The sequence below is a fragment of the uncultured Sphingobacterium sp. genome (assembly GCF_964277905.1).
Lineage (GTDB): Bacteria > Bacteroidota > Bacteroidia > Sphingobacteriales > Sphingobacteriaceae > Sphingobacterium > Sphingobacterium siyangense.
In genome coordinates this window covers 764,798-781,713 of the sequence record NZ_CAXYKD010000048.1, presented here as the reverse complement: position 1 = coordinate 781,713, position 16,916 = coordinate 764,798, and the positions used below count along the sequence as shown (strand labels likewise).

The window sequence follows — 16,916 nt, the reverse complement described above, 5'->3', positions numbered from 1 at the left end:
CGGAACCATTTAAGGCTCCAGGCTTCACTAACCAAATCACATCATGAACTATTTGTATTTATGTTTCTTTTTTTCTTCAAATTCAAAAGTGGTCGATCCAGATCCGTCCAGTAAGATATAAGCACTAAATGGTTTCTTATTTCTACCCACCATTTTTTTAATTAAAGGTGTCCGCCGTTTTGTTAAAAGCGCTTCAATTTCTTTGTATTGCAACTGGACGCCGCATATGTTCCGGAATAATTTCCAGCCACAATTCTGATCTGTACATCTGATTATTTTTTCTCCGAGAATTACTGAGGAAGTGCATTTTGGGCAGTTGAGATGTACGGTATTCGATGATTTTCTTTTTATATTCAGCAGCTCATCGGTAACCTGCTGTACCATCAGCTCTACCTCAGCATGAAAAATCCCAGAATCCAGTTCACCATTTTCGATTTTCTCAAATGCAATTTCCCACTGAGCAGTCATTGCAGCATCAGCAATTTTCTTATCGGCTACAATTTCGTAAACAAGCATTCCCCTATCTGTAGGGACAATAGCCTTGCTTTCTCTTCTGACGTACCCGCGGTCAATTAAGGTTTCAATCACGACAGCCCTTGTTGCCGGCGTTCCAATACCTAAGTCTTTGAGCATCTTGCGCTGCTGTTCATTTTCTACCGTAGCGCCAATATTTTCCATCTTATGAAGCAAATCAGCTTCCGTGTATAGCGTTGGAGGCTTGGTCTTCTTTGGAAGTACCTCTAAACTGTCTATTTTAACCTGGATTCCTACTTGCAGATCTGGAAAATCAGTGACCAGATCATCACCTTCCTCATCAAAATCACCGTTAACAACTTTCCATCCTGCAGAAACAATTTTGACAACCTTCAAATTGAAATCATAATGAAGAATACCAAATTTCACATCTGTGATTTCTTTATGGCATGTAGGTGAAACAGCTTCAAGCACGCGCCTGGCGATCATATCATAGAGAGCATCCTCATCAGCGTTCAATCGGGTCGGTATATTTTCCGTAATCAATATACCATGATGGTCTGTGACTTTTACATCATTTACAATGTGTCTGTTGTAGCGTTCCCACTTGATTTTGTCAACAGAATCTTTGCAGGAAGATCGAGAACCTAAGGCTAGAATCAGCGCAGGTATTTCGGGCCAGACATCTTCGGGAATATATTTGGATCCCGTTCGAGGATAGGTTATAAATTTCTTTTCGTACAGTTGCTGGGCAACTTCCAGGGTCCGCTGAGCAGAGTAGCCGAGCTTTTTATTCGCCTCTTTCTGCAGTCCTGTCAGATCAAATAGAAGTGGCGGTTGACTTGTGCCTGCTTTCTTTTCTACCTGTTTTACTTCTGCCACTCCGACACGTTCCAGGGTCCTCCTTACTGATTCAGCTTTTTCTTTATCTTCAAACTTATCTGTCGAAAGACTCTTAATACGAGCACCTTCTTTTATTGAAGAAAGTTCAAGCTGAAAGTAGTTTTTAACCTCAAATGATTCACACGCTAGAAAACGCTGACAAATTAGTGCAAGAGTGGGCGTCTGTACCCTTCCAAGAGAAAAAAGTCCATCACCCAAGGCAACGGTCAGCGCCTGCGTAGCATTGATTCCAACAAGCCAATCGCATTCAGACCGCTGCTTACCGGCGAGAAAAAGACCATTGAAATCGCTTCCCGGCAAGAGATTTTTGAATCCATCGATGATGGCCTTTTCGGTAAGGCTGTTAATCCAAAGCCGTTCAAAGGGCTTTGTGCAGCCCAGATATTGGTAGATAAACCGGAAGATAACTTCGCCCTCACGCCCCGCATCAGTCGCCACGATTATACTTTCGCACCGCTTAAATACAGACTCAACTACTGCAAGCTGCCGTTTCGATCCCTCATCGTCAATAAGGCCTTTACCCGACTTTATTTTTCTTCCTATTAATTTGAATCTTGATGGAATAATGGGAAGGGATTCCCTACTGAATCCCTTAATCCCATAATCTTCCGGCATAGCAGGACCTACCAGATGTCCCAGTGCCCAGGTCACCAGAAAACCTCCGCCTTCACAATATCCGTCTTTTTTATCTGTTGCACCTACGATACGTGCAAGGTCATAAGCTACTGAGGGCTTTTCCGCAATAATTGCTTTCATCAGGATCAATTCATTTTTTGTTTTCTGGTATTTTCCTTCTTCACAGTACCGTTCTGAACCGCATTTTTATTCGCAGAAGTCCCCTCTTTTTCTTTCCCCTGCCCCTGTTTCTGTATCTCTGTCTGTTTTTTAGATTTCTCCTGATTGGGATGATCAAAATCGAATTCTAATCTTCCGCTCTCTTTATTTTGCCAGAGGTAGCCTGAGTAAAGTTTTGTGCCTTCTTTATTGACAATATCTTTCACATAAATCACTTCACCATCCTGCAAAAGCTTCTTTTCCTTTTCATCCAAAATTTTACCTCTAAATTCATCAGGGATGCCCTCAACCTGCGCCTGTTGTTGGCTCTCCCCCTGTCCGACAAAAACAAGTTTTTTCGCGTCGGCGTTATATTGTAGATGCTGATTGAAGACTTCTCCCGTTTTCGAGTTTACCATACCTTCCACAAGGACCTGTTTACCCTCCAGCAGTTCAGCTTTTTGCTCCGGACTAAGTTTCACACCACCAAATTTTTCACTGATCTTGATCAGATCTACTGGAAAGGACACAACCTCATTGGTTAATTTGTCAATACTGATGAGAGCCTTCACCTTCGAACCGTCGGAATAATTTGTAAGTTCCGCAACGCGCCCCATGTTTCCTGTTTTCTTTAAATTATCCCGATCCTCAACTGTAAAAGAATGGCCATAAAACTGATTTTTAAGATCTGGTTCCACTCGGACTCCATGAGCCATCACGACAACTTTGTCCTGTACTTTACGTAATGAGAGACGTGCATCTCCTTTCATCACAACACCATCAAAATTCCCTTCAATTCGGTAAATCCCATCAGATTTATATCCTTTCAGCAGTTTCTCAAGTTGTCCGTTTTTTTCAAGCAGTTCACGGTTTAAATTCAGTTTTTCAAGTGATGTCCAGTCGATCTCCTGAGCATTGTACTTTTGAGGTCTACTCTCTGTTGTAGGTGCTGTGCCCTCCGATGTTTGATTTGTTTCCATATTTTTATTATTTAACTTATTGTCATATTTGATTTCAAGTGCATTAAGAAGCTTATTACCCTCGGGAGTGGGATGGTCAATGGCTTTCTGTAGCTTCTTAGCAACTTCATCCAGATTAATTTCAGGTGACCTGAAAAACCGGAAGGATAATGGATCATTGAGCCGGCGCCAGAAGTTCGAAAAGAAATTGCTTATAGCGTCCCCCTTATCCACACGCATAAAATCCAGAAGATTTGACTTCTTAGGTGTAGAGGTTTGCAGATTCCCTTCCTCATCCACACCCTTTACCGCCTCGATACGATTCTTTTTTTTATCAAGTACTAAAAGAATATCGGAAAGAGCTTCAAGTACTTGCTGCGGCTGGTTTTCTTTAGAAATAGTTTGTTCGTTCATAATAGAAAGTATTTCGGTGCTTGAAATTATTGGAAGGATTCTAAGAAGGAATTCCGCTCTCTTTTGCGTTCCTACATAGGCGTAAACTTTCCTCCATGGTAACTGTCACGGATAAACTGGTGGACGTCAGAACTCTTGTAGAAAACTTTTCCGCTTATTGTAAAGTATTTGATCTTACCAATGGTACGATAGCGTTGCAGACAACGGTAGGTTATCTTTAACATTTGCAGAACGTCTTGGTTGTCCAATAATTCTTCGCCGTCGATGCTGAGCCTTTTTTTCTCTCTATTTTCGATATCACCGGCAAGGACGTCGAATCTTTTCATGATTCGTTCCATCCAATTCAAAAATTCAACTCTGTCAATATTCATAGCCTTTTGCTGTTTGGTTTACAGAGCCAAAATTGGCCTTGTTTTTCCGGCAAAATCTAACAGTGCACATACCAATATGCTAGTCAGATATAGTTTTTTTTTCAGGCTTTCTTTGTGTGACTGTTGCCTGGGAGAGGGGATTAGAAACATCTACATGGGTAAGATATGACTAGGTATGGGTAAAAAAAAGAAGGATAACCCGTTGGATTACCCTTCTGATATATTAATTCTCTTCCAATCTATAAATCATTGTCCATATATTGTTCAAGATTGTATTTTAGCGAATGTAAAAAGCGAGCTCTTTGACCTGCTCTAAATTTCATCTGGTAAAACGCATGATGAATGTCACCGAGACTTACCTCGAATATATCCTCAAAAAGCTGGCTGATCTTTCGAATTCCAACACGGCCATTTGAAACACTTCTTGAAATGTGAAGCGCATAAATAAGCTCAATAAGAGCATTCTTCGAATCAGTCCAAGAAAATTCGGCATCTTCACTGATATCGAAATCATCGTTATTTGTAGGTTCAACTCTGCCAAATTTTCCCGAAAGGTAAGAATGATAAAGATCGTAAGCCTTGATCTGCGCGACCTTATAATCGTAGTAAGTCGAGAAATCCCTGTCAACCTCAAAGAAGAAGCTATCGACTCCATCAAAGTAGTTTATATTTCCTAGTCTATAATAGAACTCATCTTTGTCTGACCTACCGGTACGATAATAACTGTAGAAATCTGAAGAAGCTATATTTTTTTTATATTCCTTGTTGAGTAACTTAAGCTGCTCCGTATAGTAAGCTTCGGTCAATTCCGAATTTAAAGGGCTGTATGCTTCAATTTTTACTACCTTATTGTAAAACATTAGCCTGCCCAGAATTTCGGGCTTTACTCTTTTAAAGAAAGTAATTTCGTCCAAAATACTTTCAAAACCTTTCTGATTGATTTGTGCTTTTAATTCAGATAGAGTTTTATCAAGAAATGAAACCATGTGAAAAGCTTCATCAATTGCACTTTTTGTGCTCCTTGATATACTTATCTCTTCCTTTTCAATAGTTAATAAAATGTTTTTATATGCCTGTTTCATATGATTGTTTTTTAAAGTGATTATGCCCCACACTTTAAAATATATCCCGCTGTGTTGAGATAAAACAAAAATAAATATACACTATAATTTATTTCTTAATCATTGATTATGAAGGGTTTTAATTATTCGTAGTGAGTTAATTATTATCCGCTCGCATCTAACTAAGATTTGAGTACATAACAGAAGTTGCTTAATTTGTCAGATAAGTTTTAGGTATTACAATAAAAAATAATAATACTATAAAGAAATACATATAGCGTATTTGTATTAATGCTAGAAATACAGTGTACTTTTTCTAACAGATCTTTTTCATAGGTCAAAAATTGCAGTGTGGTTTTCATAATAACAAATTAAATACTATTTCCCACCATTTTTTTTGACAAAAAGCAAAAAAAATGAGGTTTAATTGAAATTTTAATCGTAAATTACCTTTATCATTAATAACCACCAATCCAACTTCTACAAAGTGTAAATGAAAAATATGGTAAGTACATTGGAAGAAAATTCAGCAAAAGAAACTCTCTTAAAGTTTCTTGATAGTATTCATTCCATGTCGCCAGAACTCCGAGACGCTTTATTCTTAAATACATATTTGCAAAAAGTAAACAAGAAGCATATTCTACTTAATATCGATGAAATCCAGAAGTCACTTTTCTTTGTTGTCAAAGGTTTAGTACGCTCCTACTACCTTGACAGTTTTGGAAAGGATATGACGTCTTGGCTACTCTTTGAAGGGGATCTAGCAATTTCTGTATATAGCTTTTTCAGTCAGAAACGATCTTTTGAAGTTTTGGAAGCTATAGAAGAAACAAGTTTTCTTGTACTTAGCCATGAGAAGCTCATGCAGCTCTATCAGCAGTTTCCCGAATTCAATTATATCGGAAGAATTCTTACTGAGACCTATTATATAAAAGCCGAAGAGAAGGCCAATGAATTACGTGTTTTTAGTGCAACAGAACGCTATCAGCATTTAATAAGAAAATACCCGAATATCGTTGCGCGCGTCCCTTTAGGTATGATTTCTTCGTACCTCGGAATAACGCAGTCTACATTAAGCAGAATCCGTTCAAAAACTGTACTTTAACCTATTTAGTACATTAATTTTGTTCGCTAATTTTTTTTAGGACACTCTAGGAAAAGATAGGTTAGGTTAACTATCACAGGCCGATCTAGTTTGTGACTTTTGTAGTATAGCAATTATTTCTAAAAACGGAACGGATATTATTTTTTATCCTCCAAATATTTATTCTAACGAATTCACTTAAAACTATTTATCAAATTAGTAACATAAAAGTTGGACAGCTAACTTGTGAGATGTTAGAAATACGTTATACCTGTTCACTTACCCAAACCAAAATCTTAAACTAAAATTAAAGAAGATGAAAAAAAGACGTAAACGACCACCACCTAAGTTACTCAATCCCCGTAGAGAAGAAAATTCAAAACAGTTAATGCCCCACAAATCTGTTAATCTCAACTACACCCGAACCCAATAAGCAATTTGCAAAAATTTAAAAATCTATGGATGAACAATTGAAATATGATCCACAGTTTTTGAAGATAAAACAAAATATAGAGTTGGTCCTTTGCCAACTCTATAAATTCCTTAAATACTACCAAAAGTTAAAAACATGCCATACAAGAGGTACACAAGATTTTTCAAATTCAAAAAACAAAATTTGTAATTTAGATAGCTAAATATTTAAAAATGGCACATGATAATTCTCCACTAAAGAGCCAGATTCCTAATCAAGGTTGGAAACAATTTCTTATAGCAAGGGATGAAATGCTTTCCGCATATGATAATGCAAAGGAGCATTCCAATAAACGGCAGGTAAAGACAGGTCATGGTAACGTAGCAGAATCAGCTTTCCGCAGATGGCTCACCAAATTTTTACCAAAGCGGTATGGTGTTACAGCCGGTTACATCATTTCGCCTGGAGTACCAAATGCTGCAAATTTTATTCACTATGACGTAATTATATACGACCAGTTAGAATCACCAGTACTGTGGATAGAAAACAATGCCGATTCTTCTGAACTAGGACGATCCATGGCAATTCCTGTGGAATATGTTCATGGAGTAATTGAGGTTAAATCTGCATTCAACAAGAAGGCAGTCAAAAAAGCGGTAGAGCAATTGACAAAACTCAAACCGCTATTAGCTTGTACGGAGCCTGCGAACCACCCCATGAAATTATATCTTCCGCCAAACTTCTTTTTTGCGACGGTCTTTTATGAGCTTCGAAAGAAAGACGAAATGGACTTCGCTGCTCTAGATGAATTAGTTGAAGCCGCAGCAATGAGGGGATTTTATGGAGGTTATATACTCCGTGGTGAAACCATAGAAAAATATTATAGCGGCAAATTAATACTGCTTAGAGAGTCGCACGAAAGAGTAAGAGATAATCAATCTCTTTTGTTTTATGCACACTCGAAAAGCTATAAGGTAGCAGATGGTACTTTTAGAAAAATACAGCTCGATTATGCAGAATCATACTTTTCAGAATTTGCTTTCGATATAATAGCTTTATTAAAAGGAACATATAATCCAAATGTATTGTCCAGTATGTACGGTATGGGATCAACGCAATGGGAAAATGGCAGTGCAGTAGATATAAGATATTTTAAACCCGAAGACGTTAAAAAATTTGACGAAGAAACTGCCAAGTTCTTTAGAAAATAAGAATCATCTAATCTCAAAGCCGGAAAGTGAACTCAACAATTTTATTGTGCTGGTCCAATAAATTTCAAATTTGGCATAGCGCTAAAATTGTATTGGAGTTGATATAGCAACTCCAATACAAAAATTAAATCATGATTTGATCGTTAAACAAATAACTCTAAAGGATTCGAACTCAAAAATATAAAAACAATTCACTGTATATCAACACTTTACAATATTTATTACAATTTATACATTGATAAAAGTTCGAAAAATAAATCCTTTTCACATAAGGCTACAGGATTCGAACACTTTTTTAAAAAATATAAATACCTATAAATCAAACACATAATCGCAAAATCCAGTTTAAATCCATAAGTAAAGAGTTCGAAGATAATCCTTTCAGGTTCGCCTGACAGAATCGATTTTGCAAATATATTATCCTTTGGTTTGTTGGAATGCTCATTGTTTGTTAACAAGTGCATAATATTCTTCGGAGATTGCTTTATATTGATCCATAGTAGAACGTAAAATATCTGCATAGCAATAGTACATATTCAGTAATACGTGATTAGACTTGCAAGGGCATACTGTAAAATTTTGAAATAAAATATCTTCATTATTGGCTGCTCGCTCAAGAGTTTTTTCGAAGGTTTTGACATGAAATTGATAATGTCGTAAAGATTGCACTACTTCGTCATTTGCCACAGCAGTTCGAAGATGATGAAGAGGAAAAAAAGTTTGGTGATGCAGGTGAACTTCCTCAAACCATAACGTGTTGTATCCTGTATTAATTATCGTATTATATACCAACTCGTCAATTTCTCGACCTTTCTCCAATTCATATAGGGATGATAAAATTCTAAACACATCTTCCCAATTATTGAATAGCAAACTTGCTCTTGTCACACCGTATTTTTCATACTCTTCAAGATTTTTTCCCAAGTCTGCAAAGATCCCCCTTACTAATTTGTTAAGTTCCGCTACTGCCGTTGATTGTTTTTCTAATAGAGATCCCGTCTCACACATTGAAAGATAATCGAAATTATTTGGAATATCTTTTTCAATCTCCATAAAAACTTCGTCAGTAACATCTTCAAAAAAAGCACAATTCTCGATGTAACCAAAGTGTGCGTAATAAGGTTCATCATTAGTTGAAATATCAATTCCTCCAATGTAATATGGCAAAGTTACCATAGAGGTGCAGACAATACCACTTACCCATCTCTTTTCACTATGAAATAAATCAATTACATCGGCAGGAATTGTTCTATCGGAAATAGCTGCTAACTGTCTTAAATTGTAATCACAATAAGACAGCCCTCTTAAAAAATTCTCTGCTTTAACTATGTCAAAATTTGATCTATGCTCTTCTTTAAGTCTTATGACCTTAACATTTTCCAAGTCTTTAAAATGATACCGATGGGTTGAAAATAGCGCCACAACAGGCACATTGCCCTCGATGAATGAGTCGTCTCCGATATAGATAATTGCATGGCTATAATTAGAACCACATTTTTCTCTAATATTTTTTGACATTGCATTTCCAGGGAATCTCACAAGAATTACATCAAACGGCTGTAAATTTTCTCGATTAAATAAAAACATATAATTTGTTGATTAAATACTATCACAAATTAAGTTTTTTTAAAATTTAAAACTAGAACCAATGAAATAAAAAAAATACTTCTGCTCAAAAAGCTGTGATACTACTCTCAATTAATTATTATGAAAGAAAACATAGGACAAATACGGAAACAGAAATCCTATACTCGATCTGATATATTATCAAAAATTATCTTGCATTACAATAATATTTAGAACATGGAAATTGTAACAAAAAAAGACCTGCAAGCATTTAGAGAAGATTTAAAATCAGATTTGAGTCAAATACTTGAGACCAAATGTAACAGTTCGCATTCTTCGCAATTCGATTGGTTACGCAGTAAAGCCATCAGACGGATGATGGACATATCGCCAGCAACATTGCAAAATTTACGGATATCTCAAAGAATAAGACATAAGAAAGTAATGGGTTCATACTATTATTATAAGCCAGATCTATTAAAACTTTTTAACAATGCAGAATGACGCATCAAAAAATGGATTAATTTACCTTGATAATATTTGTGCCGATGCCCGTTTGACTGTTTGGCACATAAGCCTGCTTCTGGCTATCGTAAGGCTTGCCTACCGGCAAAACGAGAAAATGATTATTAGGATCAGCAGAAGTAAATTAATGGCGATGTCTCACATAGATACGGCTCCAACTTATCATAAATATTTCAAGCAACTGCAAGATTTCGGTTATATCAAATATCGTCCCTCATATCATCCGGGATACAAAAGCACTATTGAACTGTTAGATCCTTTTTTCCAGCAGTCAAGTAAAAAAGCCTCGTGAACCTATTCTGAGGCTTTTTTATCTAATCCTAAGCACTCTTCTCAGTGAAAAACTTAACGACTTTGAGATCTCTTAAAATCTTCAAATTCCTTTTTAAACTGCAACAAGATCATTTTTAAATCATCTTCCGGCTTATCTTCCTTTATAGGCTTTAGCTTGTCTTTCAATATATTCATTTCTCTACTGATCGACTCCTGTTCAGTTATGGCATATTCCTCCGTCTGTTTAACTGAATAATGCCCTAGCATTTCTTTGACGACATGTATCGAAACTCCGTTGTTAAGTGTTACCGTACTGGCAAATGTACGTCGCGCTTTGTGGGTATTAAGATTTTCATGTACATCGCAAAGTTCTGCTATCTCTTTTAAATATTCATTCATCTTTTGATTTGACCGAACAGGTAAGACTGTTCCTCTCTGCAAACAAATTGGATCTTTATCATACTTTGCAATGATTTCTAAAGCCTTTGGTAGAAGCGGTATATCTGTTCCCGATTTAGATTTCTGCCTGCTCGACATAATCCACATACTTCCGTCGTCTGCTTCTTTAATATCCTGCCACTTTAATTGGAATACATCTATGTATGCAAGCCCCGTATAACACTGAAATACGAAGATATCCCGCACAACTGATAACCGCTCGGACGAAAATACTTTTTCTTCGATTCTCTGCAATTCTGTTCTTGTGAGAGGTTTCTTTTTGATCCTGGTCTTTTTACCTGTAAATAATTTAAAAGGATCTTTTGGAATGATGTCTTTAGCGACCGCTCGCAGTACAATCTTTTTAAAATTACTAATATACTTCAATGAAGTATTGTTAGAGCAATTTCGAACTGTCCGCAAATAATGATTATAATTTTTAACGAATTCGTAGTTTAGTGCGGCGAATGGTAAATCATCGACCTTGTACTTAAACCGGATAAACTCCTTTACATGTGAACGTGCAGTTGTATACCGTTCAAGTGTTCCTTCAGAATAATCTCCCCGTTTCACAAGAGCCGCAACCTCTTCGTTATGCTCCTGGAATTCCTCAAGTACTTTATTCCGATGCTTGTACTTGCCGTTCACATAATCAATCAAATCAACGGCATTTACCGGTCTTTCCTGATTTAGCAATCCAGTCCTGAAGCTATTTACCTTGGTTGTCAATGAGTCTAGGAAATAATTAAGCTCCCTTGCGTCTTCTTTCAGGCCAGTAGCCCTTTCATCCTGCTGGCTCCACCTCCCGGCTACCCATTTTCTTTTGGTAGAAGATTCCTTTGCCACGCCATCTACGCTGATCCTGATATAGATCAGTCGTTTTGCCTGTTTTTTGTTTTTTGGACTCTTGAGGAAGAAATTAAGTCCATAACTTTGTTCTAACATAATAAAACTTTTTAATTGTTATAAATGTCGAACCTAGACTTAAAGTAATCAAGACGTTAAAATATTTTACAAGTTGAAAATCAACAACTTAAACCACATTCTGTGGCACCTTTTCCAAAATGCAAAAAGTGCCACATATGTGCCACAGACTTTTAGGGCGTTTTTGAAGATTTTGCGAATCACCATAAACAAAAAAAATCTCGCAAATCGTTGATTTTGCGAGATTTAACTTTTTTTTGATTGTTTTTAAAAACTTTAAAAACACCTTTCTGCGGAGAGTGAGGGATTCGAACCCCCGAACCTGTGACAGTTAACGGTTTTCAAGACCGCCGCATTCGACCACTCTGCCAACTCTCCGCGACAAAAGTACGAATTTCCACTCTCCTACCAAATTTTATTTTATATATTGTGCTTATTGAGCTTTTATAAACTGAATATCAGCACTAAATTTTACATCGTCGCTCACCATTACCCCTCCTGTTTCCAATGCCGCATTCCAATTAAGGCCAAATTCTGAACGTTTGATTTTACCCTCTACAATAAAACCAGCTTTGGTATTTCCCCAAGGATCTTTTTGGATACCTGCAAATTCTAAATCAAAAACGACCGGTCTAGTGACATCACGAATAGTCAAATTTCCCTTAATTTGTTCATTTTCTAAACTCGTTGCCTCAAAAGTAATGGTGGGATATTTTTCCACATCAAAAAAGTCTGGACTTTTTAGATGTCCATCCCGTTGTTCATTACGCGTATTGATGGACGCAGTGTCAATAACAACTTTCGCTAGGGCATTTTTAAAATCTTCGCCATCGGCGTCAACATCTATTTTAAAACCGTCAAAGTTTCCTTTAACGTTCGTAATCATCATGTGTTTTACTTTGAATTCTATCTCGCTATGTGCAGCGTCTAGTTCCCATTTTCCTTGTGCCATAATTTTATGTTTTTTCTATTTGTTTAACAACACAAAGGTAACAGCAGTTTTATTCATTTTGTTTGACCTAGATCAATAAAATAATCTTGTTGAAAAGCAATCAGTTATTGAAAAACCACAAAAAAAAGTTGACGATATTTTGGAAATATAACACAAATGTCTACTTTTGCATTACCGAAAGCGACGCGCCAATAGCTCAGCTGGATAGAGCATCGGTTTTCTAAACCGACGGTCTCAGGTTCGAATCCTGATTGGCGTACTTAAAAGCCCCTTTGTTCAACGCAAAGAGGCTTTTCTTTTTATACACTATGTGGTTTCAAAAGTTAAGATTCATTAAAATCTTGTCGATATGGCAGTCGAGCTTGAAGATGAAAATAAACTAGGGCTTTTTCCTTTTCTCATTTTTAAATTCACCATACAGAAGAAAAGCAACGAAGGCGAGTATGACAATTAAAAATAACATTCATATGGTTATATTTTAGGTTAATAATAATTTAAATATATAAAAATAGATAAGGCCGAGCAAATGCTTCGACCTTATCAAAAATAAGTTCTAATTATCTGGTGCTGATTGACCCCTGGACCATCTAAATGAACTGAAACTATGATTGTGAGTTACATGGTATTTAAGGATTAAACCTATTTCTTCACAAACTCGCGCACGCGCTCATCTTTAATTACACCCGACCAGTTCAAGCCATAACCAAAATCGTAAGCATGTCCGGCTTGATCAACATATACCTCCATATCAAAGGGCACATCCTCTGCTTGCTTCTCTACTGTAGCCATATTCGCCGGCATTTGAACCGGTAATAGACCAGATGGTTCATACTTTCCAAACATAACATCCAATACAGCCTGTGTCGATACGCCAAAATTCAAGACAATACCAGATACCTCCTTTTCAAACTCGGCAAATACCATCGGCTTGTTGGCAGTTACAGCAACCAAAACTGGTTTATCTTTCATCATACCCTTCGTATCCAATATCGTCTGAAGATCCATCACATTAGCAGCAGTCACCATTTTATTCTTATAAGATCTATTCTTAATCGATGGATCGATTACTGGATCACCTGCAGCAATACTCTCCGCTCGTGCGTTTGAGGCTGTATAAGTACCATATTGCAAGGAAATGGGAACATAGCCATTTCCACCATTCCTGCGATCCCTTTCTCTATACCCACCTTCTGCACTGATCGGGCTCTGTACAAACACGATTGCAAGGTCAGCTTGATTGGGGTTATCGGTTACATCGGCATATTTCCGCAAGAGATCAATGTTGACGGGGTATTCCAATCGTGCCTGTGTATAGTTTCCCCACCAATCTTTCATTGCTGCACTATACATCTTCGGAACATAAACTTTCTTCCGTCCACGAATAGGCAATTGCTGATCACTATTCTTTAGTAAAATAATGGACTTTACCTGTGCGTCGTAGCCCTCCTTCATATAGAGCGGATTACCGACGGTGGCGCGACTTTCCTCGACATCCAAATATGGATTTTCAAATAGTCCTACCCGGAAAATATTCAACAGAAGCCTTCTAGCGGAAGCCTCGAACCGTTGTCTCATAAATTTCTGTCCGTGCTCTTTCACGCCCAGTTCATAGGCTATCAAAACAGGAGCCTTATCGTTATTGCCTCCAAATTGATCTACACCTGCCATCAATGCTTTATAATGACGCTCTGCCACCGACAGCTGTTCTACCCCCCAGGGTTTGCCTGCAAATCCATCTGGCTTAGGCGCTTCATCTCCTGTAATCAACCAGTCCGAACAGATCACACCATCGTAACCGTAGGTGCCGCGCAACAAGTCGGTAAGCAAATATTTACTATAACCATTTCCCACATTTTCACCATTCTTCTTGTCCTGACCAAAAGAAATTGTATAATAGGGCATAACGGCGGCAGCTTTGCTCGTCTTTCCTGTCAACTGAAAAGCTCCATTGACAAATGGAATAATATGTTGCTTCAGATTATCACCCGGATATACCGCAAACTTTCCAATAGCCCAGTGGCCGTCCCGACCACCTTCCTCAGGCCCTCCACTGGGCCAATGTTTCACCATAGCATTAACACTCTTATACCCCCAGCCTAAGGCAATTTCGTCTTTTCCACTCGATGTCTGAAAGCCATCGATATAAGCTCTAGCCATGACTGTGGTCAACTCGGGACTCTCTCCGAAAGTCATACCAATGCGGTACCAACGCGGCTCGGTACCCAAATCTATCTGTGGCGATAACGCCGTCGTGATGCCCAATGATCGATATTCCGAAGCCGCCACTTGCCCAAAACGTTTAACGATAGCCGGATCGAATGTCGCCGCCATCGCAAGTCCATCCGGCCACATCGAAATTTGCCCCCCTGCCCCCGCATTGAACTCTGCACTGACAACAGCATTATGACGTGGATCGGAACTATTATTTGCCGGAATACCCCATCCCAACCCTTCCACAAAACCCTGCAACTCATTATTCCAGCGGGCAGCGGTTTCCGGATCTTTTACTGCCGTTAACAGGACATGCCTAAGCCCATCCTTCTCCAGAAATTCGCGCTGCTGATCGGTCAGGGCCCAAGGTGAAACAAGACCTTCCTGATAGTTTTTGCCTTGATAGGTGCCTGCCATAAATCCAAAGGCCGGTGCTGGTAAAGCTTGATGTCTGCTGTATAACATAAGTCCAGCAATCTGATCAACCGATAATTTTGAGGCGAGATCTTTGGCGCGCTCTTCTGGTGTCAAACGCCAGTCTTCATAACGATCTAATTTCCCATTTCGGTTGAGATCCTTAAATTTATTTCCAGCAATGCTTAGGATCTTCACTCCCGAAGTTGTCGAATAACCCAAGACAGGGCCGTATTTATTCTCAATCTTTTGATAAACCTGGCCTTGTGCCGAAAACGTTAAAAATAGACTGAAAGATGAAGCGAATAGTAGTTTCCTTGCGTTCATATAATCTGTTATTTTAATAAATGAGTTCGTAGTCAAAACGTTCGCCTTATCGGCAATAAAAACATTTGGCTTGATACGTTATAATCAGTTACTTGTATTGCTTCATAATGAAGCAATACAAGTGTACAACCTTTTTGTTCAAATACAAAATAAAATCAACGAAATAACACAAAAAGCTAACTATCAATATATTGATTTAACAAGAGAGCCCCTAATGTAATTTTTGACACAAGGATTTGTTCGACTTTATCAACCAACTTTCCTCCCATTGGGATATTTTTTTGTAATATTAACCCAAAGACAGAAAGTACATGGATTTCAGAACACAGATTATTAACGCGTCGGCAGAGAGTTATGAAAAATTTCTACCTCACATTTCTGTAGACACCGTCGTCTTTGGCTTCGACCAAGGTTCTTTGAGAATCCTTTTGCTAAAAATGAACTACAATAAAGAGTGGTTTCTTCCTGGAGGCTATGTAGGGAAAGAGGAAGATACTGACGAAGCGGTCAAACGCGTACTTTATGAACGCTCGGGTGTAAAGGATATCTTCTTGGAAGAATTTGCTGTATTTGGAAACCCACAGCGCAGCCAGCAATCCTTTGCGGATTACCCAGACACATTGTGGAACAAACAGCGTTTTATTTCAATTGGTTACTATGCGCTGGTAAATTACAAACATGTGGTTCCTCAACCTGATTCCTTAAGTGAGACCTGCCAGTGGATCGACTTTAAGGACATCACTGAACTCAATATCACCATGGACCACCGCAAAATCATCAGCAAGGCTCTTCAGACTCTTCGCGAACGGCTTTCTTACAAACCAATAGGATACAATTTACTACCAGACAAGTTTACACTGTCCGACTTGCAAGGGCTCTATGAAACAGTACTTGGTAAAAAACTTAATCGAGGCAATTTTTATCGTAAAATGAAAAATATGGGCATCCTTCAAAAACTTGACGAGCAACGGAAAGGCGGAGCTCACAAAGCTCCCGACCTCTATAAGTTCAACGTGGAAACCTATAATAATATCTTACAGGAAGGCTTAAATACCTGGTAGTACAATCAAAATACTTTGATACCAAATTTATATAATAGACTACAGCCTCGTCACCGCTGACATAGGCCAACACATTCTACCATCGGCTAAACTAACCCGCAAGAAACTGAAATTTGCAGTACGGAAGTCCAACCTTTACAATTGATCTATACAATATATTTATTGACAATATTTTCCAAATCTTCCAAATCAAAAGGTTTAGATAAAAAATCATCCGCTCCGGCACGATCCGCCAGGGATTGAATATCGTTGTTTGCCGAAACGTAAATTACAGGAATATGGCTAAAACGCTTATCTGATTTAAGCAATCTAGTCGCTTCAACACCACCTATGTTTGGAATCCAATTATCCATTAAGATAAGGTCAGGCTCTGCAGATTCCACCTTTTGGATAATATCATGTGAAGTTTCGGAAACTTCAACATGGAATCCCAAATCTGTCAAAACAACCGTTATAACCTCCAAAATAATGGTATCGTCCTCAAATATCAATACCGTTTTTGCTTTACTCATATAAAATAGTTTATGTATACCCTCATTGTTTTACATCAGACACAAAAAGA

General features: G+C 38.0%; 13 protein-coding genes and 2 tRNA genes. 5 read left to right on the top strand and 10 right to left on the bottom strand.

Going from position 1 to position 16,916, the window contains the following annotated elements; translation table 11 throughout:
• Positions 1–48: 48 nt before the first annotated feature.
• The 4 genes from ACHWSC_RS25015 to ACHWSC_RS25000 form a co-directional block, all read right to left on the bottom strand.
• On the bottom strand, positions 49–2,133 hold the full coding sequence (locus ACHWSC_RS25015; RefSeq protein WP_394678632.1) for a DNA topoisomerase: 2,085 nt from the start codon (positions 2,131–2,133) through the stop codon (positions 49–51).
• A 5-nt stretch (positions 2,134–2,138) separates the two neighbouring features.
• Positions 2,139–3,524 (bottom strand): DUF4099 domain-containing protein, encoded by a 1,386-nt coding sequence (locus ACHWSC_RS25010; protein ID WP_394678631.1) that lies wholly within the window; start codon positions 3,522–3,524, stop codon positions 2,139–2,141.
• Positions 3,525–3,595: 71 nt separating this feature from the next.
• Positions 3,596–3,895, bottom strand: a complete 300-nt coding sequence (locus ACHWSC_RS25005; protein ID WP_061084772.1) for a helix-turn-helix domain-containing protein — start codon at positions 3,893–3,895, stop codon at positions 3,596–3,598.
• A gap of 239 nt (positions 3,896–4,134) precedes the next feature.
• The gene (locus ACHWSC_RS25000) at positions 4,135–4,977 is read right to left on the bottom strand and encodes an RteC domain-containing protein (RefSeq protein WP_394678630.1); all 843 of its coding nucleotides are present in this window, start codon (positions 4,975–4,977) and stop codon (positions 4,135–4,137) included.
• 472 nt (positions 4,978–5,449) lie between these two features.
• On the opposite strand from ACHWSC_RS25000, the gene ACHWSC_RS24995 reads away from it, so the two are divergent.
• A complete protein-coding gene (locus tag ACHWSC_RS24995; protein ID WP_124535535.1) occupies positions 5,450–6,061 on the top strand; it encodes a Crp/Fnr family transcriptional regulator in 612 nt (203 codons plus the stop codon).
• A 624-nt stretch (positions 6,062–6,685) separates the two neighbouring features.
• Positions 6,686–7,663, top strand: a complete 978-nt coding sequence (locus ACHWSC_RS24990) for a DUF6602 domain-containing protein (protein WP_394678629.1) — start codon at positions 6,686–6,688, stop codon at positions 7,661–7,663.
• A 441-nt stretch (positions 7,664–8,104) separates the two neighbouring features.
• Here the strand turns inward: ACHWSC_RS24990 and ACHWSC_RS24985 are convergent, their stop codons facing one another.
• The gene (locus ACHWSC_RS24985; protein ID WP_394678628.1) at positions 8,105–9,250 is read right to left on the bottom strand and encodes a hypothetical protein; all 1,146 of its coding nucleotides are present in this window, start codon (positions 9,248–9,250) and stop codon (positions 8,105–8,107) included.
• 472 nt (positions 9,251–9,722) lie between these two features.
• Between ACHWSC_RS24985 and ACHWSC_RS24980 the strand changes: the two genes are divergently transcribed.
• Positions 9,723–10,046 carry a hypothetical protein gene (locus ACHWSC_RS24980; RefSeq protein WP_394678627.1) on the top strand — a complete coding sequence of 108 codons (324 nt, stop codon included), beginning with the start codon at positions 9,723–9,725 and terminating at the stop codon, positions 10,044–10,046.
• A 53-nt stretch (positions 10,047–10,099) separates the two neighbouring features.
• Here ACHWSC_RS24980 and ACHWSC_RS24975 read toward each other — a convergent pair whose 3' ends face one another.
• The 3 genes from ACHWSC_RS24975 to ACHWSC_RS24965 all read right to left on the bottom strand — a co-directional run bounded on the left by ACHWSC_RS24975 (position 10,100) and on the right by ACHWSC_RS24965 (position 12,341).
• Positions 10,100–11,410, bottom strand: a complete 1,311-nt coding sequence (locus tag ACHWSC_RS24975) for a site-specific integrase (protein ID WP_394678626.1) — start codon at positions 11,408–11,410, stop codon at positions 10,100–10,102.
• 272 nt (positions 11,411–11,682) lie between these two features.
• Positions 11,683–11,767: transfer RNA gene (locus tag ACHWSC_RS24970), tRNA-Ser, on the bottom strand.
• A gap of 55 nt (positions 11,768–11,822) precedes the next feature.
• Positions 11,823–12,341 carry a YceI family protein gene (locus ACHWSC_RS24965; protein WP_075992444.1) on the bottom strand — a complete coding sequence of 173 codons (519 nt, stop codon included), beginning with the start codon at positions 12,339–12,341 and terminating at the stop codon, positions 11,823–11,825.
• A gap of 185 nt (positions 12,342–12,526) precedes the next feature.
• On the opposite strand from ACHWSC_RS24965, the gene ACHWSC_RS24960 reads away from it, so the two are divergent.
• Positions 12,527–12,600, top strand: a tRNA-Arg gene (locus ACHWSC_RS24960).
• 380 nt (positions 12,601–12,980) lie between these two features.
• Here the strand turns inward: ACHWSC_RS24960 and ACHWSC_RS24955 are convergent.
• On the bottom strand, positions 12,981–15,293 hold the full coding sequence (locus tag ACHWSC_RS24955; protein WP_394678625.1) for a glycoside hydrolase family 3 N-terminal domain-containing protein: 2,313 nt from the start codon (positions 15,291–15,293) through the stop codon (positions 12,981–12,983).
• Positions 15,294–15,604: 311 nt separating this feature from the next.
• Here ACHWSC_RS24955 and ACHWSC_RS24950 point away from each other — a divergent pair, with 311 nt between their 5' ends.
• A complete protein-coding gene (locus ACHWSC_RS24950; RefSeq protein ID WP_394678624.1) occupies positions 15,605–16,354 on the top strand; it encodes an NUDIX domain-containing protein in 750 nt (249 codons plus the stop codon).
• A 146-nt stretch (positions 16,355–16,500) separates the two neighbouring features.
• On the opposite strand, the gene ACHWSC_RS24945 is transcribed toward ACHWSC_RS24950, so the two are convergent.
• Positions 16,501–16,866, bottom strand: coding sequence for a response regulator (locus tag ACHWSC_RS24945; RefSeq protein ID WP_075992441.1), 366 nt, complete (start codon positions 16,864–16,866; stop codon positions 16,501–16,503).
• Positions 16,867–16,916 lie beyond the last annotated feature (50 nt).